At 67.6% G+C, this 22,577-nt stretch carries 20 protein-coding genes, 4 pseudogenes and 1 riboswitch; of the genes and pseudogenes, 17 read left to right on the forward strand and 7 right to left on the reverse strand.

All coding sequences use genetic code 11. The features are described from left to right. A pseudogene (locus BMG07_RS31870) lies at positions 1-236 on the reverse strand (hypothetical protein); the annotation flags it as partial. Positions 237-345: 109 nt separating this feature from the next. Here BMG07_RS31870 and phaC point away from each other — a divergent pair. Then, on the forward strand, positions 346-2,112 hold the full coding sequence (phaC, locus tag BMG07_RS31875) for a class I poly(R)-hydroxyalkanoic acid synthase (RefSeq protein ID WP_198087860.1): 1,767 nt from the start codon (positions 346-348) through the stop codon (positions 2,110-2,112). Between the two features lie 55 nt (positions 2,113-2,167). Then, the gene (locus BMG07_RS31880) at positions 2,168-3,346 is read left to right on the forward strand and encodes an acetyl-CoA C-acetyltransferase (RefSeq protein WP_198087861.1); all 1,179 of its coding nucleotides are present in this window, start codon (positions 2,168-2,170) and stop codon (positions 3,344-3,346) included. 42 nt (positions 3,347-3,388) lie between these two features. Here the strand turns inward: BMG07_RS31880 and BMG07_RS31885 are convergent, their stop codons facing one another. Then, entirely contained in the window at positions 3,389-4,021 is a 633-nt protein-coding gene (locus BMG07_RS31885) for a glutathione S-transferase family protein (protein WP_198087862.1), read from the reverse strand. Between the two features lie 31 nt (positions 4,022-4,052). Here BMG07_RS31885 and yghU point away from each other — a divergent pair, with 31 nt between their 5' ends. From yghU to BMG07_RS31905, 4 genes are read left to right on the forward strand one after another with little or no spacing between them, the layout of a single operon-like run. Further along, positions 4,053-4,931 carry a glutathione-dependent disulfide-bond oxidoreductase gene (yghU, locus tag BMG07_RS31890; RefSeq protein ID WP_198087863.1) on the forward strand — a complete coding sequence of 293 codons (879 nt, stop codon included), beginning with the start codon at positions 4,053-4,055 and terminating at the stop codon, positions 4,929-4,931. 24 nt (positions 4,932-4,955) lie between these two features. Continuing rightward, positions 4,956-5,546: an NADPH-dependent FMN reductase gene (locus tag BMG07_RS31895; protein WP_198087864.1), complete on the forward strand. Its 591-nt coding sequence runs from the start codon at positions 4,956-4,958 to the stop codon at positions 5,544-5,546. A 54-nt stretch (positions 5,547-5,600) separates the two neighbouring features. Next, a complete protein-coding gene (locus tag BMG07_RS31900) occupies positions 5,601-5,954 on the forward strand; it encodes a 1-deoxy-D-xylulose-5-phosphate synthase (protein WP_198087865.1) in 354 nt (117 codons plus the stop codon). After that, the gene (locus BMG07_RS31905) at positions 5,951-6,568 is read left to right on the forward strand and encodes a hypothetical protein (RefSeq protein WP_198087866.1); all 618 of its coding nucleotides are present in this window, start codon (positions 5,951-5,953) and stop codon (positions 6,566-6,568) included. The genes BMG07_RS31900 and BMG07_RS31905 overlap by 4 nt, the downstream gene beginning before the upstream one ends. A gap of 185 nt (positions 6,569-6,753) precedes the next feature. On the opposite strand, the gene BMG07_RS31910 is transcribed toward BMG07_RS31905, so the two are convergent. Beyond that, entirely contained in the window at positions 6,754-7,689 is a 936-nt protein-coding gene (locus BMG07_RS31910; protein WP_198087867.1) for a LysR family transcriptional regulator, read from the reverse strand. A gap of 106 nt (positions 7,690-7,795) precedes the next feature. Here BMG07_RS31910 and BMG07_RS31915 point away from each other — a divergent pair, with 106 nt between their 5' ends. From BMG07_RS31915 to BMG07_RS31935, 5 genes and pseudogenes are all read left to right on the forward strand, one after another. Continuing rightward, positions 7,796-8,776 (forward strand): tripartite tricarboxylate transporter substrate binding protein, encoded by a 981-nt coding sequence (locus BMG07_RS31915; RefSeq protein ID WP_198087868.1) that lies wholly within the window; start codon positions 7,796-7,798, stop codon positions 8,774-8,776. A 38-nt stretch (positions 8,777-8,814) separates the two neighbouring features. Beyond that, positions 8,815-9,705, forward strand: coding sequence for a MaoC family dehydratase N-terminal domain-containing protein (locus BMG07_RS31920; protein WP_198087869.1), 891 nt, complete (start codon positions 8,815-8,817; stop codon positions 9,703-9,705). Positions 9,706-9,721: 16 nt separating this feature from the next. Then, positions 9,722-10,902 (forward strand): annotated as a pseudogene (locus BMG07_RS31925) (CaiB/BaiF CoA transferase family protein). Next, positions 10,899-11,767: pseudogene (locus BMG07_RS31930) on the forward strand (CoA ester lyase). The pseudogenes BMG07_RS31925 and BMG07_RS31930 overlap by 4 nt, the downstream one beginning before the upstream one ends. A 103-nt stretch (positions 11,768-11,870) precedes the next feature. Then, on the forward strand, positions 11,871-12,827 hold the full coding sequence (locus tag BMG07_RS31935) for a tripartite tricarboxylate transporter substrate-binding protein (RefSeq protein WP_307867153.1): 957 nt from the start codon (positions 11,871-11,873) through the stop codon (positions 12,825-12,827). A 4-nt stretch (positions 12,828-12,831) separates the two neighbouring features. Here the strand turns inward: BMG07_RS31935 and BMG07_RS31940 are convergent, their stop codons facing one another. Then, positions 12,832-13,383 carry a CinA family protein gene (locus tag BMG07_RS31940; protein WP_198087870.1) on the reverse strand — a complete coding sequence of 184 codons (552 nt, stop codon included), beginning with the start codon at positions 13,381-13,383 and terminating at the stop codon, positions 12,832-12,834. Continuing rightward, entirely contained in the window at positions 13,380-14,027 is a 648-nt protein-coding gene (locus BMG07_RS31945; RefSeq protein WP_198087871.1) for a DJ-1/PfpI family protein, read from the reverse strand. The genes BMG07_RS31940 and BMG07_RS31945 overlap by 4 nt, the downstream gene beginning before the upstream one ends. A 194-nt stretch (positions 14,028-14,221) precedes the next feature. On the opposite strand from BMG07_RS31945, the gene phbB reads away from it, so the two are divergent. The 3 genes from phbB (at position 14,222) to ybaL (ending at position 18,173) form a co-directional block, all read left to right on the forward strand. Continuing rightward, positions 14,222-14,959, forward strand: a complete 738-nt coding sequence (phbB, locus tag BMG07_RS31950) for an acetoacetyl-CoA reductase (protein WP_198087872.1) — start codon at positions 14,222-14,224, stop codon at positions 14,957-14,959. 126 nt (positions 14,960-15,085) lie between these two features. Continuing rightward, positions 15,086-16,429 (forward strand): dicarboxylate/amino acid:cation symporter, encoded by a 1,344-nt coding sequence (locus tag BMG07_RS31955; RefSeq protein WP_198087873.1) that lies wholly within the window; start codon positions 15,086-15,088, stop codon positions 16,427-16,429. Between the two features lie 37 nt (positions 16,430-16,466). Beyond that, positions 16,467-18,173, forward strand: coding sequence for a YbaL family putative K(+) efflux transporter (gene ybaL, locus BMG07_RS31960; RefSeq protein WP_198087874.1), 1,707 nt, complete (start codon positions 16,467-16,469; stop codon positions 18,171-18,173). 24 nt (positions 18,174-18,197) lie between these two features. Here the strand turns inward: ybaL and BMG07_RS31965 are convergent, their stop codons facing one another. Beyond that, on the reverse strand, positions 18,198-18,602 hold the full coding sequence (locus BMG07_RS31965; RefSeq protein WP_198087875.1) for a hypothetical protein: 405 nt from the start codon (positions 18,600-18,602) through the stop codon (positions 18,198-18,200). A gap of 143 nt (positions 18,603-18,745) precedes the next feature. Here BMG07_RS31965 and BMG07_RS31970 point away from each other — a divergent pair, with 143 nt between their 5' ends. Together BMG07_RS31970 and BMG07_RS31975 are read left to right on the forward strand one after the other, a co-directional pair. Continuing rightward, positions 18,746-18,973, forward strand: coding sequence for a hypothetical protein (locus BMG07_RS31970; protein WP_198087876.1), 228 nt, complete (start codon positions 18,746-18,748; stop codon positions 18,971-18,973). Positions 18,974-19,011: 38 nt separating this feature from the next. After that, positions 19,012-19,297: riboswitch (cobalamin riboswitch) on the forward strand. Between the two features lie 133 nt (positions 19,298-19,430). Next, positions 19,431-21,602: a TonB-dependent siderophore receptor gene (locus BMG07_RS31975; RefSeq protein WP_198087877.1), complete on the forward strand. Its 2,172-nt coding sequence runs from the start codon at positions 19,431-19,433 to the stop codon at positions 21,600-21,602. 61 nt (positions 21,603-21,663) lie between these two features. Here the strand turns inward: BMG07_RS31975 and BMG07_RS43210 are convergent, their stop codons facing one another. Continuing rightward, a complete protein-coding gene (locus tag BMG07_RS43210) occupies positions 21,664-22,017 on the reverse strand; it encodes a hypothetical protein (RefSeq protein ID WP_269759598.1) in 354 nt (117 codons plus the stop codon). A gap of 141 nt (positions 22,018-22,158) precedes the next feature. Between BMG07_RS43210 and BMG07_RS45175 the strand changes: the two are divergent. Beyond that, positions 22,159-22,577 (forward strand): annotated as a pseudogene (locus BMG07_RS45175) (PepSY domain-containing protein); the annotation flags it as partial.

Below are 22,577 nucleotides of genomic sequence, written 5' to 3' on the forward strand. Positions count from 1 at the left end.
GCCGCCTCGGCGGCGGCACGGCGCGCGGCCTCCTGCGCCTGGGCCTCGCGCTGCTTCACGGCCCGGCGGCGCGCGGGGGTGCTCATCAGGTAAACCACCAACGCCAACGGCGCCACGCCGTACAAAAGAAATGTGAAGATGGCGCCCAGCACCGTGCCCGTGGTGTTGGTGGCCTCGGCCACGGCCATCATCAGCACGACGTAGAGCCAACCGATCACGATCAGATGGATAAACACGAGAAGTTTCAGTCGGTAAGTGAAAGAGCGGCGTTGTGAGCGCCTTGTGAATGCAGGATACTCAAATCACGCAAGCCATCCGGATCGATTCAGGCGAGGACCACGAGACATGATGAAGCAACAAACGGGGGCCGATGCGTTCGCGCCCTTCCAGAAGGCAATGACCGAGGGATGGACCCAGGCGCTGGAAGCATTCCGGCAGTCCGCCACGCAGGGGGCCACGGCTTTCAACGTGGGTGGCACGCCGCTATGGCAAATGCCGCAAATGCCGCAGATGCCGCAGGCGAAGATGCCCGAGCTGCCCAAGTTGTCCATCGACCCCGAAAAACTCCAGTCCATCCAGCAACAGTACGTTGCGGAAGCAACCGAACTCTGGCGCCGCGGCTTCGACGCCAAACCCGAGGGCGACAAGCGCTTTGCCGGCGAGGCCTGGGGCAGCAACCCGCTGTCGGCCTTCTCGGCGGCCGTGTACCTGCTCAACGGCCGCACCATGCTCAGCATGGCCGAGGCCATCGACGCCGACGAAAAAACCAAGGCGCGCATGCGCTTCGCGGTCGAGCAATGGATGGCGGCCTCGTCGCCCAGCAACTCGCTCGCCTTCAACGCCGAAGCCCAGAAGAAGGCCATCGACACGCAGGGCGAGAGCATTGCCAAGGGCATCCAGAACCTGCTGAACGACGTCAAGCAGGGCCACCTGAGCATGACCGACGAGAGCGCCTTCGAGGTGGGCCGCAACGTGGCCACCACAGAAGGCGCCGTGGTGTTCGAGAACGACTATTTCCAGCTGCTCGAATACAAGCCGCTCACGGCCAAGGTGTACGAGCGGCCGTTCCTGCTGGTGCCGCCTTGCATCAACAAGTTCTACATCCTCGACCTGCAGCCCGAGAACTCGCTGATCCGCTATGCGAACGAGCAGGGCCACCGCGTGTTCGTGGTGAGCTGGCGCAACCCCGACGAGTCGATGGACAAGGCCACCTGGGACGACTACATCGAGAACGCCGCCATCCAGGCGATCCACACGGTGCAGGAAATCAGCGGCAGCAAGCAGATCAACACGCTGGGCTTCTGCGTGGGCGGCACCATCTTGAGCACGGCGCTGGCGGTGCTGGCGGCGCGCGGCGAGAAGCCGGCCGCGTCGGTCACGCTGCTGACCACCTTTCTCGACTTCAGCGACACCGGCATCCTCGACATCTTCGTGGACGAGCCCATGGTGGCGTACCGCGAAATGCAGCTGGGCAAGGGCGGCCTGCTGCCCGGCGGCGACCTGGCCTCGACCTTCAGCTTTCTGCGGCCCAACGACCTCGTGTGGAACTACGTGGTCGGCAATTACCTCAAGGGCGAGACCCCGCCGCCGTTCGACCTGCTGTACTGGAACAGCGACGCCACCAACCTGCCGGGCCCGTTCTACGCCTGGTACCTGCGCAACACGTACCACGAGAACAAGCTGGCCAAGCCCAACGCGCTCACCGTGTGCGGCGAGAAGATCGACCTGGGCAACATCGACATCCCGGCCTACATCTACGGCTCGCGCGAAGACCACATCGTGCCGATCGGCGGCGCCTACGCGTCGACGCAGCTGCTGCCGGGCAAGAAGCGCTTCGTCATGGGCGCGTCGGGCCACATTGCCGGCGTGATCAACCCGCCCGCCAAGAAAAAGCGCAGCCACTGGATCCGCGAGGACGGCAAGTTTCCCAAGACCCAGCCCGAATGGCTGAGCGGTGCGCAGGAGCATCCGGGCAGTTGGTGGACCGACTGGGCACAATGGCTCAAGGGCCACGCGGGCAAGCAGATCCCCGCGCCCAAGGCATACGGCAACGGCAAGGCCTACAAGGCCATCGAGCCGGCGCCCGGCCGCTACGTCAAGGCCCGCGCCTGACGCCGCACACAGCAGACACACACCTCGATTTCAAATCACTTCAACGGAGAACCTCATGGAAGACATCGTCATCGTTTCGGCCGCGCGCACGGCGGTCGGCAAGTTCGGCGGCTCGCTCGCCGGCATTGCCGCCACGGAGCTGGGCGCCATCGTCATCAAGGAAGTGATCGCGCGCGCCAACCTCACGGCCGACCAGGTCGGTGAAGCCATCATGGGCCAGGTGCTCGCGGCCGGCGCGGGCCAGAACCCCGCGCGCCAGGCATGGCTGAAGGGCGGCGGCACCAAGGAAACGCCGGCGCTGACCATCAACGCCGTGTGCGGCTCGGGCCTGAAGGCCGTGATGCTGGCGGCGCAGGCCGTGGCCACGGGCGACAGCGAGATCGTCATTGCCGGCGGCCAGGAAAACATGAGCATGGCGCCGCACGTGCTGCCCAACTCGCGCAACGGCCAGCGCATGGGCGACTGGAAGATGGTCGACACCATGATCGTCGACGGCCTGTGGGACGTCTACAACCAGTACCACATGGGCATCACGGCCGAGAACGTGGCCAAGAAGTACGGCATCGACCGCTCGGCGCAGGACGAGCTGGCGCTGGGCAGCCAGACCAAGGCCGCCGCCGCGCAGGACGCCGGCAAGTTCAAGGACGAAATCGTCGGCGTGAGCATTCCGCAGAAGAAGGGCGACCCGGTCGTCTTCGACAAGGACGAGTTCATCAACCGCAAGACCAGCGCCGAAGTGCTGGCCGGCCTGCGCCCCGCCTTCGACAAGGCCGGCGGCGTGACCGCGGGCAATGCCTCGGGCCTGAACGACGGGGCAGCCGCCGTGATGGTCATGACGGCCAAGAAGGCCGCCGCGCTCGGCCTGAAGCCGCTGGGCCGCATCGCCAGCTACGCCACCGCCGGCCTCGACCCCGCCATCATGGGCATGGGCCCCGTGCCCGCGTCGACCAAGGCGCTGCAGCGCGCCGGCTGGAAGGCCGCCGACCTCGACCTGCTCGAAATCAACGAAGCCTTCGCCGCGCAGGCCTGCGCCGTGAACAAGGAAATGGGCTGGGACATCAACAAGGTGAACGTGAACGGCGGCGCCATCGCCATCGGCCACCCCATCGGCGCGTCGGGCTGCCGCATCCTGGTGACGCTGCTGCATGAAATGCAACGCCAGAACGCCAAGAAGGGCATTGCCTCGCTGTGCATCGGCGGCGGCATGGGCGTGGCGCTGACGATCGAGCGCTGATCGTCTGGCGACGACGGGCGCCTGGCGCCCCGTCGTTGCGGCTCAGCGTGCCATCGACGGGCGCTGCGCCATCGCCGCGCGCCAGCGCAGCAGCTCGGGGTGCTGTTCCCCGGGCTTGACGCGCACCACGCGCGCAAAGTCCACCGCCACCACGGCGGTGATGTCGGCCAGGCTGAACCGGTCGGTGGCGATGAACTCGCGGCCGGCCAATCGCCCGTTCAGCGTCTCGAAGAAATGCTGCACGCGCGCCAGCCCGCGCTGCGCGAGTTCCGGAATCTGCGCGTAGTTGACCGGGCCGGGCAAGGCCCGGTCGGCCATGGCCGGCGAGCCGTTGCGCAGCGTCTCGGCAATGGCCAGCAGGCCCTCGAATTCGACGCGCCAGTTCCAGCTCGCGATCTCGGCTTTTTCCTGCGGCGTGCGGCCCATCAGCGGCGGCTCGGGGTAGCGGGCTTCCAGGTACGCCGCGATGGCGGCGTTGTCGGTCAGCAGGCCGCCTTCTTCGATGCGCAGCGCGGGCACCGTGCATTGCGGATTGATCTCGCGGTAGGCCGTGCCCAATTGCTCACCATGCGCCAGGTCGACCTGCACGGTGTCGTGCGCAATGCCCTTTTCGGCAAGCAGGATGCGCGCGCGCCGCGGGCTCGGTGCGGTGGCGCAGTCGTAGAGAATGATCATCGTCTGTCCAACTCCTCCTGGAACTCATTGCATGAATGGCACGACCGCTTACACGCCGCCCACCGTCTGGTCCTGGAACAAGGAAAGCGGCGGCCGCTTCGCGAACATCAATCGCCCGATCGCGGGTGCCACCCATGAGAAAGACCTGCCGGTGGGGCGGCATCCGCTGCAACTCTATTCGCTTGCCACGCCCAATGGCGTGAAAGTCACGGTGATGCTCGAAGAACTGCTGGCGCTGGGCCACGCGGGTGCCGAGTACGACGCCTGGCTCATCCGCATCAACGATGGCGACCAGTTCGGCAGCGGCTTCGTGGCGGTGAACCCGAACTCCAAGATTCCCGCGCTGATGGACCGCAGCGGCGCCGCGCCGATCCGCGTGTTCGAGTCGGGCGCGATCCTGCAGTACCTGGCCGAGAAGTTCGACAACGCTTTCTTGCCGACCGAGCGCGCGGCCCGCGCCGAGTGCCTGTCGTGGCTGTTCTGGCAGATGGGCAGCGCCCCGTACCTGGGCGGCGGCTTCGGGCATTTCTATGCCTATGCGCCCTCGAGGATCGAATACGCGATCGACCGCTTCGCGATGGAGGTCAAGCGCCAGCTCGACGTGCTCGACCGCCGGCTGGCCGAGAGCCGCTACCTCGCGGGCAGCGAATACACCATCGCCGACATCGCCGTGTGGCCCTGGTACGGCACGCTGGCCAAGGGGCAGCTCTATGAGGCGGGCGAGTTCCTGCAAGTGAGCGAATACAAGAACGTGCTGCGCTGGACCGACGAGATCGCGCAGCGCCCGGCGGTGCAGCGCGGGCGCATGGTCAACCGTGCCTGGGGCCAGCCGTCGAGCCAGCTGCACGAGCGCCACGAAGCAGGCGACTTCGACACGCAGACCCAGGACAAGCTGCAGCCGCCGACCTGAAACCCGGAACAAGGAGCCCCTCCCATGAGCGACAAGATCCTGGTCTTCTACGGTTCCTACCGTTCCGACCGCATGGGCGTGCGCCTGGCGGACTACATCGTCGCGGGGCTCGTCGCGCGCGGCGCGCAGGCCGAGCTGATCGACGCCAAGGCCGTCGACCTGCCCATGCTCGACCGCATGTACAAGGAATATCCCAAGGGCACCGCGCCGGCCGCGATGGAAGCGCTGGCGGAAAAGATCCGCACGGCCGACGCTTTCATCTTCGTGACCGGCGAATACAACTGGGGCCCGCAGCCCGGCCTCAAGAACCTGACGGACCATTTCCTCGAGGAGTGGTTCTGGCGGCCCGCCGCGGTCGCGAGCTATTCGGCGGGGCGCTTCTCGGGCGTGCGCTCGGGCTCGATCTGGCATTCGATCCTGTCGGAGATGGGCATGGTCGTGGTGTCGAGCACGCTCGCGGTCGGGCCGATCTCGCAGACGCTGGATGCACAGGGCAAGCCGACGGGCAGCGCGGGCGAGTCGCTGGACCGGTCGTTCGGCCGGTTCGCGGACGACCTGGCGTGGTGGACCGAGGCGGCGAGGGCGCAACGGGCGCGCAGGGCGCCGCCGTACTGAGTTGAGCGATCATCCGGCTGACGCGCCACGCACGATGCGCGAGAGGAGCTGGAGATGAAGAGCCGGATCATGTACATCGAATCGAAGTCGGGCGGCCTTGCGGGGCCGGCCCGAATCGGCCGCGTCGCGTTCTCGAAGACCGGTGCCACGCTCTACTACGGGCCGCAGGCGTTTCGCAGCCAGAAGGGGCGCGGCTTCAAGTCCAACTACTTCGATGTGGAGACTGGGGCGCCGTACTGGATTTCAGGGCCGCGCAAGGACGGGCGCGATGCGCTCTATGCCACGCACACGCGGCCCGCGATCGACGACGACGTGCGCGAGGAATACTGGTTGACGGTCCGTGGGCTTCCGGTGCCGCCGCAACCTGAAGAGCAGGCGCACGCCGAATCCAGCGAGGCACGCGGATGAAGATCGTCGTCTACAACTCGTCGGATCAATACGCGCTGTCGCGAAGCGAAGTCGAGTGCATCGAAAGAACGCTACCGCCAGCCATGTGGAGCGGCATTCGTGAGTTCCATCTTGCGCACTCGCATTCGCGCAAAGCCGAGGTTTTCGAATTCGACGCCGGGAGCGGCATTGCTTATTTCATTGCGCCCGTGCGAGAGAAGACGGTGGCGGTGAGGGACCAAGCTGTTCATGAACTGCTGGTCGGGTTGTCGCGGGTTGCTTCAGGCTCTCGATTCTTTCTTCCGTTGAGGCCCGCGAGCGCACAGCGCATGAAGAGGCCATGGCCGCTTGGTTGCCGAAGTGCCGGGATGCTTTGGCAACCCCACAAGGCCGACGGCCCGTCTAGCGTCGAGCAAGACCGACGCTCGGACCATCTTGTTCACCGCTCAAAATTTGAGCAAGTTGTTGAATCCCCTTATAAAACAACAGCTTGCGTTCCTTTTACAAGGCTCCACCTGAGTTACCCCCAAAGTTGTGCACAGAAAATGGGGAGTAACCGGGCGAGGTGCGATTGCGCGCGCAAGTTGGCGGCACACCGCGAAAAAATCTCACTGAAAACCGTGAGTCCGGACTGAAATCCGGCCTGGCTCTGCTAGGGATTCGAGCCCGAAAAGGGCTTCCGGACAGGGTCCGCATGCCGATGTTGTACACCGCTCAAAATTTGGGCAAAGTGTGGAATACCTATACAAAACAACGAGTTACATTCCTTTTACAATGCTCCGCGTGAGTTATCCCCAAAGTTGTGCACTGAAATTGGGGACTACATCGAATCACTCAGCTTTCGCGCGTAACTTGCAGTGGATCCGTCGGCGTAGTGCCGGCACAGCGTCTCGACCAGCGCCTGTGCATAGATCGGCAATGCCGCGCGGTCGCGTACCAGCAGATACCGTTCGCGCACGCACCACGCGTCGCTGAGGTCGATCAGCGCGAGCTGCATGCTCTCCTGGTTGCGCCGCGCGGCCGACTCCGGCACCACGCCAATGCCCACGCCGCTGCCGATCATCCGGCACATGGCGTCGAAGCTGCCGAGCTGGATGCGCAGCTTCTGGCGCTTGCCGAGGTTGTCGGTGATCTGCCCCAGAAAGGTCTGCAAGGTGCTGCCTTGCTGCATGCCGATGGCGTCTTCGTCGAGCGTTTCGGCGAAGGCGATGCTGCTGCGCTCGGCGAAGCGGTGCTTGCGCGAGGTGGCGAGCACCAGCCGGTCGGTGCTGAAGTGGATGGCCTCCAGCCCGAGGGTGTCGACGCGGCCCGCGACGATGCCGATGTCGGCGCGGCCGTCCAGCACGCCGCGCGGAATCTGAGCATTCGGTTTTTCCTGAAGGTCGACGTTGATGCGCGGGTTCTGCGCGAGAAAGCCCGGCAGGATCTCGGGCAGGAAGTCGGTCACGGCCGTGGTGTTGGCGAACACGCGCAGGTGGCCGCGCAGGCCGCCGCCGTATTCGAGCAGGTCGGCGCGCAGCTGCTCCGTTTGATGCAGCACCAGCCGTGCGTGGTGCAGGAAGGCTTCGCCCGGTGGCAGCAGCCGCACGCCGCGTGCCTCGCGCTGCAGCAGTTGCAGGCCGGCCTGTGTTTCGAGCGCCTTGATGCGCGCGCTGGCCGCGGCCAGCGACAGGTGCTGGCGCTCGGCGGCCCGCGTGAGGCTGCCGAGTTCGGCCGTGGCCACGAAGAGCCGCAGGTCGGTGAGGTCGAAAAGCATGGCGCGATCTTAGTCAAGCTTCGGAATTGCAGAAGGCTGGGTTCCGAATTCGCAGATTGCGCGCGCGGGGAGGGCCAACGACCATGCGGCCATGGAGACAAGACACATGAGCTTTCGCGCAATCGCGCTGCTGGCCTTCACCGCCGCAGCCTCGCTGACCCAGCCGAGCCTGGCCAGCGCCGACCCGTACCCCTCGCGCCCCGTCACGCTCGTCGTGCCGCAGGCCGCCGGCGGCACCAACGACATCGTCGGCCGCCTCGTGGGCCAGAAGCTCGGCGAGGTGATGAACAACGCCAGCGTGGTGGTCGACAACCGCCCCGGCGCGGGCGGCAACATCGGCACGCAGCTGGTGGCCAAGGGCCCGAAGGACGGCTACACGCTGCTCATGACCATCAGCAGCAGCCAGGCCATCAACCCGGCGCTGTACAAGAACCCGGGCTTCGACCCGGTGAAGGACTTCAAGCCCGTCGGCCTGATCGGCGCGGTGCCCAACGTGCTGCTGGTCAACCCCTCGTTTCCCGCCAAGGACTTCGCCGAGTTCCTGAAGCTCGCGCGGCACAAGGGCGCCAACTACCAGTACGCCTCGGCCGGCAACGGCACGCTGAACCACCTGCTCGGCGAAATGCTCAACAGCATGGCCGGCATTTCGCTGCAGCACGTGCCCTACAAGGGCGTGGCACCCGCGCTCAACGACGTGCTGGGCGGGCAACTGCCGATCGTGTTCGCGAGCCTGCCGTCGGCGCTGGCGCACATCAAGGCCGGCAAGCTGCGCGCGCTGGCGGTGAGCGGCGACAAGCGCTCGCCCGTGCTGCCCGACGTGCCCGCCATCGCCGAGGCCGTGCCCGGCTACAACGGCACGTTGTGGATCGGCCTGTTCGCGCCCGCCGGCGTGCCGCCCGATGTGCTGGCCACGCTGCAGGAGGCGACGCGCAAGGCGCTCGCCTCGAAGGACCTGCGCGACAAGCTCGACCAGCAGGGCGTGGAGATCGCGCCGCCCACCACCCCCGACCAGTTCGCGAAGCTGCTGCAGGACGACCTCGCCAAGTGGGCGCGCATCGTCAAGGCGTCCGGCGCGGCGGTCGACTGACAAAGACGACGCAACCCATGAACGCAGGCATTTCCTCGATGACCACATCCCCTTCGATCGACCGCGACGCACTGGCGAAGCTGCAGGCCTGGCAGGGCCGCGGCGAAACGCTGGCCGACGACATCACCGCCGCGCCCGTGCGCGCGCTGTCCGCCACGCTCGACCGCGACGACGCGGCGCCCGTGCCCGGCACGCGCCTGCCCGAGCTGTGGCACTGGCTCTACTTCCTGCCGCACCACCGCCAGTCGGAGATCGGTGAAGACGGCCATGCCAGGCGCGGCGGTTTCCTGCCGCCCGTGCCGCTGCCGCGCCGCATGTGGGCCGGCGGTCGGCTCAGGTGGGAGCCGGGCAATCCGCTGCAGGTCGGCGACAAGGCGGAGCGCACATCGACCATCGTGTCGGTCGAGCACAAGACCGGGCGCAGCGGCGAACTGGTGTTCGTGCTGGTGCGCCACGAGGTGCGCAACCAGCGCGGCCTGGCGTTGACCGAAGAGCACGACATCGTCTACCGCGCCGCCGCGCAGCCCGGCGAGCCGACGCCGCCCCCCACGCCCGCGCCGAAGGACGCCGCCTTCAGCCGCGACATCGCGCCCGACGACGTGCTGCTGTTCCGCTACTCGGCGCTGACCTTCAACGGCCACCGCATTCACTACGACCGCCGCTACGTGACGCAGGTCGAGGGCTATCCGGGCCTGATCGTGCACGGCCCGCTGATCGCAACGCTGCTGGTCGACCTGCTGCGCCGCAACGTGCCGGGCGCGCGGCTCTCGCGCTTCGAATTCCGCGCCATGCGCCCGACCTTCGACACCGCGCCGTTCCGCGTGCACGGCAAGCCGGCCGAAGGCTCGGTCGACGGCAAGACCTTCAGCCTCTGGGGCGAGGACGCCGACGGCTGGCTCACGATGAACGCCACGGCCGTGCTGGCTTGAAGGGAGCGAACAAGACATGACCCGACCCCTGGACGGCATCACCGTCATCTCTCTCGAACACGCGATTGCCGCGCCGTTCTGCACCCGCCAGCTGGCCGACCTCGGCGCGCGCGCATCAAGGTCGAGCGGCCCGGCGACGGCGACTTCGCGCGGGCCTACGACGAGCGCGTGGGTGGCGAGGCCTCGCACTTCGTGTGGGTCAACCGCTCGAAGGAAAGCATCACGCTCGACCTGAAGCAGCCGGCCGCGCTCGCGGTGCTACAGCAACTGGTGGCCGATGCCGACGTGCTGGTGCAGAACCTTGCGCCGGGTGCCGCGGCGCGCATGGGGCTCGGCGCCGAGGTGCTGCAGGCGAAGCACCCGAAGCTGATCGTCTGCGACATCTCGGGCTACGGCGACAACGGCCCGTACCGCGACAAGAAGGCCTACGACCTGCTGATCCAGAGCGAGGCGGGCTTCCTGTCGGTCACGGGCACGCCCGACGAGCCCTGCAAGTCGGGCAACTCCATCGCCGACATCGCGGCGGGCATGTACGCCTACACCGGCATCCTCGCGGCGCTGCTTCAGCGCGGCAAGACGGGCAAGGGCTCGCACATCGACGTGTCGATGCTCGAGTCGTTGGCCGAGTGGATGGGCTACCCCATGTACTACGCCTACGAAGGCGCGCCGCCGCCGCCGCGCAGCGCCGCGTCGCACGCGACCATCTACCCCTACGGCCCGTTTCCGGCGGGCGACGGCGGCACGGTGATGCTGGGCCTGCAGAACGAGCGCGAGTGGCGCGTGTTCTGCGAGAAGGTGCTGCTGCAGCCGGGGCTCGCGGCCGATGCGCGCTTCGACAGCAACGCGCGGCGCAACGAGAACCGCGAGGCGCTGCGCGCGCTCATCGTCGAGACCTTCGGCGCGCTGAGCACGGCACAACTGCTCGAGCGGCTCGACACCGCGCAGATCGCCAACGCGCGCATGAACGACATGGCCGGCCTGTGGGCGCACCCGCAACTGCAGGCGCGCGAGCGCTGGCGGCAGGTGGGCTCGCCGGCCGGGGACATTCCCGCGCTGCTGCCGGCCGGTCGGCAGAGCGCGTTCGACTACCGCATGGACCCGATTCCGTCGGTCGGCGAGCACACCGAGGCCATCCTGCGCAGCCTGGGCCGCAGCGAGGCCGAGATCGCGGCGCTGCGCGAGGCGAGGGCGGTGTGAGCGGCGCGCCTGTGGTGCCCCTGGCGTTGGCGCGGGCCTTTCTTTTCGTGCCGGCCGACCGGCCCGAGCGGCATGCGCGCGCGCTGGCGACCGGCGCGGGCGGCGTGATCGTCGATCTCGAAGACGCGGTGGCGCCCGAGCGCAAGGCTGCCGCGCGCGACGGGCTCGCCGCGTCGTTTGCCGCGCTGCCGGCCGCGCAGCGCGGGCGCTGCTGGTGCGCATCAACGCGCACGGCACGCCGTGGCACGGCGACGACTGCGTGCGCGTCGGCGAACTGGCCGCGCAAGGCTTGATCGCGGGCGTGGTGCTGCCCAAGGCCGAACGCGCAGCGGACCTGGCGCGCGTGGCCGAAGCCATCGGGCCGCAGGGCGTGCTCGTGCCGCTGATCGAATCGGCCGCCGGGCTCGACGCGGCCGATGAACTGGCAACGGCCCCGCAGGTGCTGCGCCTGGCCTTCGGCAACCTCGACTTCCAGGCCGACCTGGGCCTGGCCTGCGACGCGGACGAGGCCGAGCTGGTGCCCGTGCGCCTGGCCATCGTGCTGGCCTCGCGCCGCGCCGGCCTGCCCGCGCCCATCGACGGCGTGACACCCGACTGGCGCAACGACCAGCGCCTGGCGGCCGACACCGCGCGCGCCCGGCGCGGCGGCTTCGGCGCCAAGTTATGCATTCACCCCGAACAGGTCGCGCCCGTGCATGCCGCGCTCGGCCCGAGCGCCGACGAGCTGGGCTGGGCCCGCCGCGTGGTGGACGCGATTCGCGCATCGGGCGGCGGCGTGGTCAGCCTCGACGGCCGCATGGTCGACGCGCCCGTCGTGCGGCTGGCCGAGCGGCTGCTCGCACTCGGCGCGCAACCCCTGCCTTGATGCTTTGAGACAGAGACCCATAACCATAGGAGACAAAGAAGTGAAAGAAGCGACAGCAACGAAGAAGACCTGGAAGTTCAAGACGGCCCTGCTCGCGGCATCGGTGGGCGTCGGCCTGCTCGCCGCCCAGTCGCCCGCCGCCGCGCAGGCCGCGTGGCCCGACAAGCCGATCGTCATGGTCGTGCCGTACTCGGCCGGCGGCCCGACCGACGTGGTGGCGCGCATGCTCGCCATTCCCATGGGCAAGTCGCTCGGGCAGACCGTGATCGTGGAGAACACGGTCGGCGCGGGCGGCACCATCGCGCCGTCGCGCGTGGCCCGCGCGGCGCCCAACGGCTACACCATCCTGATCCACCACATGGGCATGGCCACCGCGCCCGCGCTCTACAAGAAGCTCAACTACGACCCGCTCAAGGACTTCGAATACGTCGGCCAGGTGCTCGACGTGCCGATGACGCTGCTGTCGCGCAAGGACTTTCCGGCCAACAACTACCAGGAGCTGCTGGCCTACGTGAAGGCCAACAAGGACAAGGTCACGCTGGCCAACGCGGGCGTGGGCGCGGTGTCGCAGCTGTGCGGGCTGCTGTTCATGAACCAGATCGGCGTGCAGCTGACGACCGTGCCCTACAAGGGCGCGGGCCCCGCGCTCAACGACCTCATGGGCGGGCAGGTCGACCTGCTGTGCGACCAGACCACGCAGACCGCGCCGGTCATCAAGGACGGCAACCGCGTGAAGGTGTTCGGCGTGACCACGCCCAAGCGGCTGTCGAGCATGCCCAACATCCCGACGCTCGACGAGCAGGGCCTCAAGGGCTTCGACGTGAAGGTATGGCACGGCATCTACGCGCCCAAGGGCACGCCGCCCGCGGTGATCGAGAAGCTGAACGTCGCGCTGCGCGCCGGGCTGCAGGACGAGATGGTCAAGCACCGCCTGGCCGAACTCAGCTCGGAGATCGTGCCGCTGGACAAGCAGACGCCAGAGAGCCTGAAGGCGCACCTCACAGCCGAGGTGGACAAGTGGGGCAAGGTGATCCGCGCGGCGGGCGTGCAGGCGGATTGACGCGTCAGTCGGGCGCGGCTTCGGGCTGCGCCCGCAATGTTTCTTCGAACAGCGCGAGCAACTGGCGCGCGAACACGTCCATGTTGCGCGGCCGGTCGGTGTCGCCGTTCTCGATGGTGCGGCTCACCGTGGTCGCGTTGCCGACGATAGCCAGGCAGACGTGCCCCGGCGCATCGCCATACGGGCTGCCGACCGGGCCGGCCGCGCCGCTCTCGCTGATGCCCCAGGTCGTGTGGTGGCTGTCGCGCACCCGGCCCGCGACGAGGCGGGCGTAGGGCTCGGTCTCGCCGCGCATGCCGGCCATGTCCTCGGCCGTGAGGCCCAGCAGCGCCCGGCCCGCACGCCGCGAATAGACGACCGCGCCACCGCGAAAGTAGGCCGACGCACCCGGCACCGCGAGCAGCGCCGCCGACACCAGCCCGCCCGCCGAAGACTCGACGACCGACACGGTCTGGCCCCGCGCACGCAGCAACTCGCCCACGCGCGCAGCCAGCACGGGCAGCGTTTCCAGGCCGGCAACGGAAGAAGAAGAGGAAGAAGAGGGCACCTGGCTCATGGCGCGCTGAACGGCGTGCCCGGCCGCTTCACATAGGCCGGCGCGCGCTCGTGGCTCGTGGTACTGCCGTATACCGTGTCCGCCGGGTAGTACTCCGACTGCAGTTGCACCTTGGCCGCGGCTTCCTCGCCCGCGGTGTGGGCGATGAAGGCCAGCATCAGGTCGGTGCCGGCCGATACCCCCGCGGAAGTCCAGACATTGCCGTCGCGCACGAAGCGCTGCTCGACCACCTTCACGTCGCCCAGCGCGCGCAGCCGGTCGAGCGACCCCCAGTGCGTGGTCGCGGTCCTGTTCGACAGCAGCCCGGCCGCATGCAGCACGAAGGCGCCGGTGCACACCGACAGCAGCGCGCGGCAGCCGGGCGCCTGGTCGGCCAGGAAGCGGGTCATGGCGGGGTTGTCGACCTCGCGCCGCGTGCCCATGCCGCCGGGCACGAGCAGGTAGTCCAGCGGCGGGCAATCGGCGAACGAGGCATGCGGATTGATCGACAGGCCCTTGGCGCAGGCCACCGGCTCGCGCTTCTCGGCCACGATCAGGCAGTTCGCGGGGCCGCCGGCCAGCTTGCTCCACATGGTGAGCATTTCCCAGGGGCCGACGAAGTCGAGTTCCTCGACCTCGGGGAAGATGATGATCCCGAAATTCATACTTTCGAACTCCTTGGTGTGGGCGCTTGCGCAAGTGCGTACAGGTGCGAGGATAGAGGCTGTGCCGGGGCCTCGCTTCGTGACAGCTGGTTGCAAGCTTGGCTCAGTGTTTTCCTCAGAGTTCGGTGGCCTGAAACTCGCTAGAGTGAAGGCGGCCGTTCAGGCTTTTGCTACGTACACATCAAGGAAATCTCATGAGCAAGAAAGTTGCATATGTCACCGGAGGCATGGGTGGCATCGGAACAGCCATCTGCCAGCGTCTGCACAAGGACGGGTTCACCGTGGTCGCCGGTTGCGGCCCTACACGCGACTACGCCAAGTGGCTCGCCGAACAGAAAGCCGAAGGCTTCGAGTTCCACGCGTCGGTCGGCAATGTCGGCGACTGGCAATCCACCGTCGAAGCCTTCTCCGCGGCCAAGGCCGCGCACGGCGCCATCGACGTGCTGGTCAACAACGCCGGCATCACGCGCGACCGCATGTTCCTGAAGATGACGCCCGAAGACTGGAGCGCGGTCATCGAGACCAACCTCAACAGCATGTTCAACGTCACCAAGCAGGTGGTGGGCGACATGGTCGAAAAGGGCTGGGGCCGCATCATCAACATCAGCTCGGTGAACGGCGCCAAGGGCCAGGCCGGCCAGACCAACTACTCGGCCGCCAAGGCCGGCATGCACGGCTTCACCATGGCGCTGGCGCAGGAGCTGGCCAACAAGGGCGTGACGGTCAACACCGTGAGCCCGGGCTACATCGGCACCGACATGGTCAAGGCCATCCGCCAGGAAGTGCTCGACAAGATCGTGGCCACCATCCCGGTCAAGCGCCTGGGCGAGCCGAGCGAAATCGCTTCGATCATCTCGTGGCTCGCCACGGACGAAGGCGGCTACAGCACGGGGGCCGACTTCTCGGTCAACGGCGGCTTGCACATGCACTGAGCATGCTGACCTGCACCTGATCGACAAAACCCGCTTCGGCGGGTTTTTTCATTTCATGGATGTGGGTTCTACGGATAGAAAGCGGCTCCCGCGCGTCCTACAGTTTTCAAACCACCGGAGGCATCCATGGAAAACACAACAAGTACACCTGCCAAAAAGCTCCCGATCTATCGCTCCCTTTATGTGCAGGTGATCACCGCGGTGATCATTGGCGTGCTGCTCGGTCATTTCTATCCCTCGGTCGGGGAAGCGATGAAGCCGCTGGGCGACGGCTTCATCAAGCTGATCAAGATGATCATCGCGCCGATCATCTTCTGCACGGTGGTGGTGGGCATCGCCGGCATGGAAGACATGAAGAAGGTCGGCAAGACCGGCGGCCTGGCGCTGCTGTACTTCGAGGTCGTGAGCAGCATCGCGCTGCTGGTCGGCCTGGTGCTGGTCAACGTGCTGCAGCCCGGCTCCGGCATGAACGTCGATCCGGCCACGCTGGACACCAAGTCGATCGCCTCGTACACCGGCCCCGGCAAGATGACGGGCACGGTCGACTTCATCCTGAACATCATTCCCAGCACGCTGGTCGACGCCTTCGCCAAGGGCGAGATCCTGCAGGTGCTGCTGATCGCGGTGCTGTTCGGCTTTGCGCTGCACCGTTTCGGCGGGCGCGGCACGCTGGTGTTCGACGTGATCGAGAAGGGCTCGCACGTGCTCTTCGGCATCGTCAACTACATCATGAAGCTGGCGCCCATCGGTGCCTTCGGCGCCATGGCCTTCACCATCGGCAAGTACGGCCTGGGCAGCCTGTTCTCGCTGGGCAAGCTGATGGGCACGTTCTACCTGACCTGCCTGCTGTTCATCTTCGTGGTGCTGGGGCTCATTGCGCGCTTCCATGGCTTCAGCATCTGGAAGTTCATCAAGTACATCAAGGAAGAGCTGCTGATCGTGCTGGGCACGTCTTCGAGCGAATCGGTGCTGCCGCGCATGATGGAGAAGATGGAGAACCTGGGCGCCAACAAGACCTGCGTAGGCCTGGTCATTCCCACGGGCTACTCGTTCAACCTGGACGGCACCTCGATCTACCTGACGATGGCGGCGGTGTTCATTGCGCAGGCCACCAACACGCCGATGACGCTGGTGCAGGAGATCACGCTGCTGGCGGTGCTGCTGCTCACGTCGAAGGGCGCGGCGGGCGTCACGGGCAGCGGCTTCATCGTGCTGGCGGCCACGCTGTCGGCGGTGGGGCACGTGCCGGTGGCGGGGCTGGCCCTCATCTTGGGCATCGACCGCTTCATGTCGGAGGCGCGCGCGCTGACCAACCTGATCGGCAACGGCGTGGCGACCATCGTGGTGGCCAAGTGGACCAACGAGCTGGACGAGAAACGGCTGCAGGCCGGGCTCAACAACGAGACCTGGGTCGAGGCACAGGAACCCGAGGCGCTGGACGCGGCGCGCAGCGGCAAGATGGCCGGCTGACACGAAGGGGTAGGCATCGTTCCTGCAAAATGGAGCGATGCCCCACAGCGTTTCCCTCATCAACACGATCGCCGCCGGCCTGGGGCTTGCGCTCGTGTTCGGTTTCCTGGCGGCCAAACTGCGGCTGCCGGCGCTGGTCGGCTACCTGTTGGCCGGCGTGATCATCGGCCCGTTCACACCGGGCTTCGTGGCCGATGCGGGCATTGCCGCCCAGCTCGCCGAAATCGGCGTGATGCTGCTGATGTTCGGCGTCGGCCTTCATTTTTCCCTCGACGACCTGTTGGCGGTGCGCAAGATCGCGCTGCCCGGCGCGCTCGCGCAGATTGCCGTGGCCACCCTGCTCGGCGGCGGGCTGGCCATGTGGTGGGGCTGGAGCCCCGGGGCGGCGCTGGTGTTCGGGCTGGCGCTGTCGGTGGCCAGCACGGTCGTGCTGCTGCGCGCGCTCGAAAGCCTGGGCATTCTCGATTCGTTCACCGGGCGCATCGCCATCGGCTGGCTCGTGGTCGAAGACCTGGCGATGGTGCTGGTGCTCGTGCTGATGCCGCCGCTGGCCAGCACGCTCGGCGGCCACAGCACGCAGGCCGGCCCTGCCGATCCGTTGTGGCAGACCTTGGGCCTCACGCTGCTGCAGGTCGGCGGCTTCGTCGCGCTCATGCTGGTGGTGGGGCGGCGCGTGTTCCCGTGGATCCTGTGGCAGGTCACGCGCACCGGTTCGCGCGAGCTGTTCACGCTGTGCGTGGTGGCGGCGGCCGTGAGCATTGCCTTTGCGTCGGCGGCGCTGTTCGGCGTGTCGTTCGCGCTGGGCGCCTTCTTCGCGGGCATGGTCATGCGCGAGTCGCAGTTCGCGCATCGCGCGGCGGAAGAGTCATTGCCGCTGCGCGATGCGTTCGCGGTGCTGTTCTTCGTGTCGGTCGGCATGCTGTTCGACCCCTCGGTGCTGATCGAGCGGCCGCTGCAGGTGCTGGCGGTGGTGCTGGTGATCGTGCTGGGCAAGTCGCTCGCGGCCTGCGCGCTGGTGCTGGTGTTCCGCTACCCGCTGGGCACGGCGCTCACGGTGAGCGCGAGCCTGGCGCAGATCGGCGAGTTCTCGTTCATCCTGGCGGGGCTGGGCGTGTCGCTCGGCCTGCTGCCGGTGGAAGGGCAGAGCCTGGTGCTGGCGGGCGCGCTCATTTCCATTGCCACCAACCCGCTGTGGTTCAGCCTCATCGCGCCGATGCAGAAATGGCTGCACGCGCATTCGTCGTTCGCGCGCGGACTCGAGTCGCGCGACGACCCGCTGGCCGAGCTGCCCATGACCACCGAGGCCAAGTACCTCTCGCGCCAGGTGGTGCTGGTGGGCTACGGGCGGGTGGGGCGCCGCATCGCGGCCGAGCTCGACGCCAACGACATTCCCTACGTGGTCGCCGAGCAGAACCGCGAGCTGGTCGAGAAGCTGCGCGAGGCTGGCACGCCCGCCGTGTGGGGCGACGCGGCCGACCCGGCCGTGCTGATCCAGGCGCACGTGGCGCGCGCGCGTGTGCTGGTGGTGGCCACGCCCGACGCCATGAACGTGCGCCAGATGATCGAGACGGCGCTCACGCTCAACCCGACCATCCAGACCGTGATCCGCAGCCACAACGAGCAGGAGGCGCAGTTGCTGACGCAGGAAACGTCGGCCACCGTGTTCCTCGGCGAGCATGAACTGGCGCAGGCCATGGCGCGCGACGTGGTGCAGCGCGCCGTGTCGATGGCCGTGCCCGCTTGAGCGCGGTCCGGTCTGAACGCCTCTTCAAAGATCTTCGATGACCAGCGTGCGGTAGCGCTGCGCGATGGAGTAGGGCACGGTGCGCACCAGCGCCATCAGGCGCTCGGCCGCCGCGCCGTCCTTCGTCCTGACCAGCAAGGCCGTGTGGCCGTCGCGCGCGAGCTTGGTGTAGGCACGTACCGTGGCCCCGTCGGTGCCGGCGGACGGCAAGGGGTTGTCGGCGGTCTTCACCGTCGGCGCGATTTCCTCCAGCACGGTCTGCGCGGGAAGCAGGTAGACCTCGTCGCCGCTGCAGCCTTGCTCGATCAGCCGGTGGCCGATGCGGTTGGCGTCGTCCGCGTTCGGGAACATCACCATCGAGTAGCCGGTCGGATAAAAAGCGCCGCCGATGCTCGACCGCATGCCGGGTTCCAGAGTGAAGTGCTTCATGCTGCCTCCTGGGTTCTGTGGGATCCCTGACTTGCTACAACATTAGGCCGCATCGGGAACACCCTCTGTAGGAGAAGCCCGGAAGCTGTCAACCGGACCCGTCCTCCACCCATTCAACAGCCAGCCCTGTTCAACTTCATTCCATGCCCGCACAGAGAAACATCGCGCTCACTGTCCACGAACTGGAGAAGGGGGAGTTCTATTGGGTGCTGATGGAGGCCGTGGCGGGAACCCCCGGCGATGCCTCCCATGTCTACGAACCACTCGAGGCCGCCCACGAGCCCTACGCCAGCTATTCGAATGCGCTGGTGGCCGGCGTGGCGGTGATGCGCCGCCTGTTCGGGCCCGACGGAAACCCCGGCTCTCTATAATTCTGCGGTTTTGGTGTGTTAATTCGTATTAACAACGCCAAAAAACACGGTTCGAAGGTGCCCCGCCCGCCATGCCATGGCGCCGGGGTTAAACGGGAAGCAGGTGCGCCGCGTCATTGCCGACGTGGTCATTCCTGCGCTGCCCCCGCAACGGTCAGCGGATCGGAAACTCTCAAGCCAGCGCCTCCCTGAAAAGGAGGCCTGCAGCCACTGCGCTTCGGCGTGGGAAGGCGAGGGTTTCTGCCCGGCCGCGCACTGCATGAAAGCAGTGCGCGGCCGGGCGCTCCGCAAGCCCGGATACCGGCCTTCGCAACCGCCCTTCGGACGCTGCGGGAGTGCGTGTTCGGGCCTGCCGTCTTCGCGCCCTGCGCGGACCGTCATCGCCTCTTCATCGCTTGCGCTTCGTCCTGTTTCAGACAGAGGAGCCCGCGGGGACGCGGGTCGCAGAAGAGGTGGCATGAATCAACTACAAGCATCGCCGGCGCGCGGCCGCGCGGACGCACCGCGTCGGGCACGCCTTTCGGGCATTCCATTGGCACTCGGGCTGGCGTTCGGGCCGTCGGTGGCCTTCGCGCAAGCAGCGGGCAACCAGAGCCTGACACCCGTGCAGGTCGAGGCCGACCGCCACACGCGGCTGGCCATCGACGAAACGACGCAGACCGGCAGCCGCCTGGGCCTCACGCCGCTGGAAACACCGGCCAGCATCGAGGTGCTGAACGGCGACACCATTCGTGCGCGCGGCGACGTCTCGGTGGTGGAAGCCGCCACCCGCGCCACCGGCATCACCGGTGCGCCCGCGCCCGGCAACGGCGGCAGCGCCATGGCGGCGCGCGGCTTCACCGGCCACGGCTCGGTGATGCAGCTGTTCGACGGCACGCGCATGTACGCGGGCGCGGGCACGGTGAGCTTCCCGTTCGACACCTGGTCGGTCGACCGCATCGAGGTGCTGCGGGGCGCGGCCTCGGTGATGTACGGCGAAGGCGCCATCGGCGGCGCCATCAACGTGGTACCCAAGAAGCCCACGCGCGGCCCGATCCAGAACCAGGCGCTGCTCACGCTCGGCTCCGACGCCACCCGCCAGGTGGCCTTCGGCAGCGGCGGGGCGATCAACGACAAGCTGTCGTACCGCTTCGACATCAGCCACCGCCAGACCGACGGCTTCATGCAGCGCGGCCAGGCCGAGAGCCTGGCCGTGGGCGCGGCGGTGCGGCTCGACGTGTCGCCGCAGCTGCAGTTCACGCTCTCGCACGACGAGGGCAAGCAGTCGCCGCAGCGCTACTTCGGCGTGCCGCTGATCGACGGCCGCCTGAGCAGCCAGACCGTGCGCCAGAACTACAACCTGGACGACTCGGAAATCAAGTACCACGACAAGTGGACTCGCCTCGATGCGCAATGGACGCCGAACGATTCGGTCACCGTGCGCAACCAGCTCTACCGGCTGGAAAGCAAGCGCCACTGGCGCGACAGCGAAACCTACACCTACAACGCCACCACGCGCCGCGTGACGCGCGGCGACTACCTGGAAATCGGCCACGACCAGGAACAGATCGGCAACCGCACCGACGCCACCTTCAGGCACGGCCTGTTCGGCATGGCCAACCAGGTGCTGGTGGGCTTCGACGTGAACCGCATCGACTTCCTGAACTCCAGCGATACGCCCTACGGCGGCCGCTCGGTGGTCGACCCGTTCAACTTCAGCCCCGGCTATTACGCGTCGCCCGTGGCCTATCTGCCGCGCTACAAGACCCGCACCAACACCTACGCCTTCTTCGCCGAGGACAAGCTGGCGTTCAACCAGCAGTGGTCGCTGGTGGGCAGCCTGCGCTGGGACCACGCGAAGATCGCGCGCGTCGACATGCAGAACGCGGCCAACAACCTCGGCAAGACCTTCGAGTACGCCACCGGCCGCCTGGGCGTGGTGTACGCGCCCGATGCGTCGCAGTCGTTCTACGCGCAGGTGGCGCGCGCGGCCGACCCGTTGACCTCGCTGATCAGCACCTCGGCCACGCAGGTGCCGTTCGAGCTGAGCACCGGCAAGCAGGTCGAGGTCGGCTACAAGCGCCAGCTGGCCGACAACCGCGGCGCCTGGACGGTGGCGGCCTACCGCATCGAGAAGAACAAGCTGCTGTCGCGCGACGCGAGCGACCCGAGCAAGACGCAGCAGGTCGGCCAGCAGTCGTCCGAAGGCATCGAGGCCACGCTCGACCTGGCGCTCACGCCCACGCTGAACCTCGAGGCCAACGTCGCCAAGCTGCGCGCGCGCTATGACGACTTCAACGAAGTCGTGGGCGGCAAGCTGGTCTCGCGCGCGGGCAACACGCCCACCGGCGTGCCGGAAGAAGCGGCCAACCTGTGGCTCAACTGGCGCTTCCTGCCGAAGTGGGAGGCCGCGTTCGGCGTGCGCTATGTCGGCCCGCGCCAGGTCGATGCCGCCAACACGCGCAAGATCGGCTCGTACACCGTGGCCGACGCCTCGGTGAGCTGGCAGGCGAACCCCACGCTGAAGCTGGCGCTGCGCGCCTACAACCTGGCCGACCGGCGGTACCCGGTGTCGTTCTCGAACAGCGGCAACCAGTGGCTGCTGGGCCGCCCACGCTCGTTCGAGCTGTCGGCGCTGGTCGACTTCTGAAAACCGGCGAACGCATGACCTTCGCATGGCGCCGCGCCTGGCCGCACATCCGGCACTGGCTCTACTGGACCCACCGGTGGCTGGGCATCGGCGGCTGCCTGCTGTTCGTCATGTGGTTCGTCTCGGGCGTGGTGATGATGTACGTGGGGTACCCCAATCTCACGGACGCCGAGCGGCTGGCCGGGTTGGGGCCGCTGCGCTTTGCGCAGGCGACCGTGTCGCCCGCTGCCGCGCTCGACGCCTTGCCGCCCGATGCGCGCGCCAGGCCACCGAGGCGCATGGTGCTGGAGATGCAGGGCGGTGCCGACCCGCAGCCCGTATGGCGCATCGTCGATGCGCGCGGCGGCCGGCACACCATGTCGGCGCGCGACGGCCATGTGCCGGGCCCGGTCGATGCCGCGCAGGCCGAGGCCATTGCGCGCGCGTTCTCGGGCCAGGCCGGCGCGCGCTGGGCCGAGACGCTGGAGCGCGACCAGTGGACCGTGCCGCAAGGCCTGAACCCGCTGCGCCCGCTGCACCGCATCGAGCTCGGCGACGCGGCCGCACCGAGCTGTATGTGTCCTCGCGCAACGGCGAGGTGGTGCGCGACACGAACCGGTCGGAGCGCTTCTGGAACTGGCTGGGCTCGGTGCCGCATTGGATCTACTTCACGCCGCTGCGCGCCGATCCGCCGCTGTGGCACGAGGTGGTCGTGTGGCTGTCGGCCGCATGCATCGTCTCGGCCGCGACGGGCATCGTCATCGGCATCCTGCGCGTGCGGCTGCGGCGGCGTTTTCGCAACGGGGCGGTCACGCCCTACACCGGGTGGATGGCGTGGCACCACATCGCGGGGCTGATCGGCGGCTTCTTCGTGCTGACGTGGATCATCAGCGGCTGGCTGTCGATGAACCCCAACGGCTGGTTCCAGCGCGGGCCGGGCGACGCGGCCGCCATGGCGCGCTACAGCGGGGCCGGCGCGGCGCCGTTCCCCTGGCC

It is taken from the genome of Variovorax sp. E3, assembly GCF_016082275.1.
GTDB lineage: Bacteria > Pseudomonadota > Gammaproteobacteria > Burkholderiales > Burkholderiaceae_C > Variovorax.

Coding starts and splice junctions, on each gene's coding strand:
- BMG07_RS31965 (WP_198087875.1), bottom strand. CDS start 18,602: ATGAAGCACTTCACTCTGGAACCCGGCATGCGGTCGAGCATCGGCGGC.
- BMG07_RS31940 (WP_198087870.1), bottom strand. CDS start 13,383: ATGAGCCAGGTGCCCTCTTCTTCCTCTTCTTCTTCCGTTGCCGGCCTG.
- BMG07_RS31910 (WP_198087867.1), bottom strand. CDS start 7,689: ATGCTTTTCGACCTCACCGACCTGCGGCTCTTCGTGGCCACGGCCGAA.
- BMG07_RS31900 (WP_198087865.1), top strand. CDS start 5,601: ATGAAGAGCCGGATCATGTACATCGAATCGAAGTCGGGCGGCCTTGCG.
- BMG07_RS31975 (WP_198087877.1), top strand. CDS start 19,431: ATGAATCAACTACAAGCATCGCCGGCGCGCGGCCGCGCGGACGCACCG.
- BMG07_RS31920 (WP_198087869.1), top strand. CDS start 8,815: ATGACCACATCCCCTTCGATCGACCGCGACGCACTGGCGAAGCTGCAG.
- BMG07_RS31880 (WP_198087861.1), top strand. CDS start 2,168: ATGGAAGACATCGTCATCGTTTCGGCCGCGCGCACGGCGGTCGGCAAG.
- BMG07_RS31955 (WP_198087873.1), top strand. CDS start 15,086: ATGGAAAACACAACAAGTACACCTGCCAAAAAGCTCCCGATCTATCGC.
- ybaL (WP_198087874.1), top strand. CDS start 16,467: ATGCCCCACAGCGTTTCCCTCATCAACACGATCGCCGCCGGCCTGGGG.
- phaC (WP_198087860.1), top strand. CDS start 346: ATGATGAAGCAACAAACGGGGGCCGATGCGTTCGCGCCCTTCCAGAAG.
- phbB (WP_198087872.1), top strand. CDS start 14,222: ATGAGCAAGAAAGTTGCATATGTCACCGGAGGCATGGGTGGCATCGGA.
- BMG07_RS31970 (WP_198087876.1), top strand. CDS start 18,746: ATGCCCGCACAGAGAAACATCGCGCTCACTGTCCACGAACTGGAGAAG.
- BMG07_RS31945 (WP_198087871.1), bottom strand. CDS start 14,027: ATGAATTTCGGGATCATCATCTTCCCCGAGGTCGAGGAACTCGACTTC.
- BMG07_RS43210 (WP_269759598.1), bottom strand. CDS start 22,017: ATGGCCTCGGCCTGCGCGGCATCGACCGGGCCCGGCACATGGCCGTCG.
- BMG07_RS31895 (WP_198087864.1), top strand. CDS start 4,956: ATGAGCGACAAGATCCTGGTCTTCTACGGTTCCTACCGTTCCGACCGC.
- yghU (WP_198087863.1), top strand. CDS start 4,053: ATGAATGGCACGACCGCTTACACGCCGCCCACCGTCTGGTCCTGGAAC.
- BMG07_RS31885 (WP_198087862.1), bottom strand. CDS start 4,021: ATGATCATTCTCTACGACTGCGCCACCGCACCGAGCCCGCGGCGCGCG.
- BMG07_RS31915 (WP_198087868.1), top strand. CDS start 7,796: ATGAGCTTTCGCGCAATCGCGCTGCTGGCCTTCACCGCCGCAGCCTCG.
- BMG07_RS31905 (WP_198087866.1), top strand. CDS start 5,951: ATGAAGATCGTCGTCTACAACTCGTCGGATCAATACGCGCTGTCGCGA.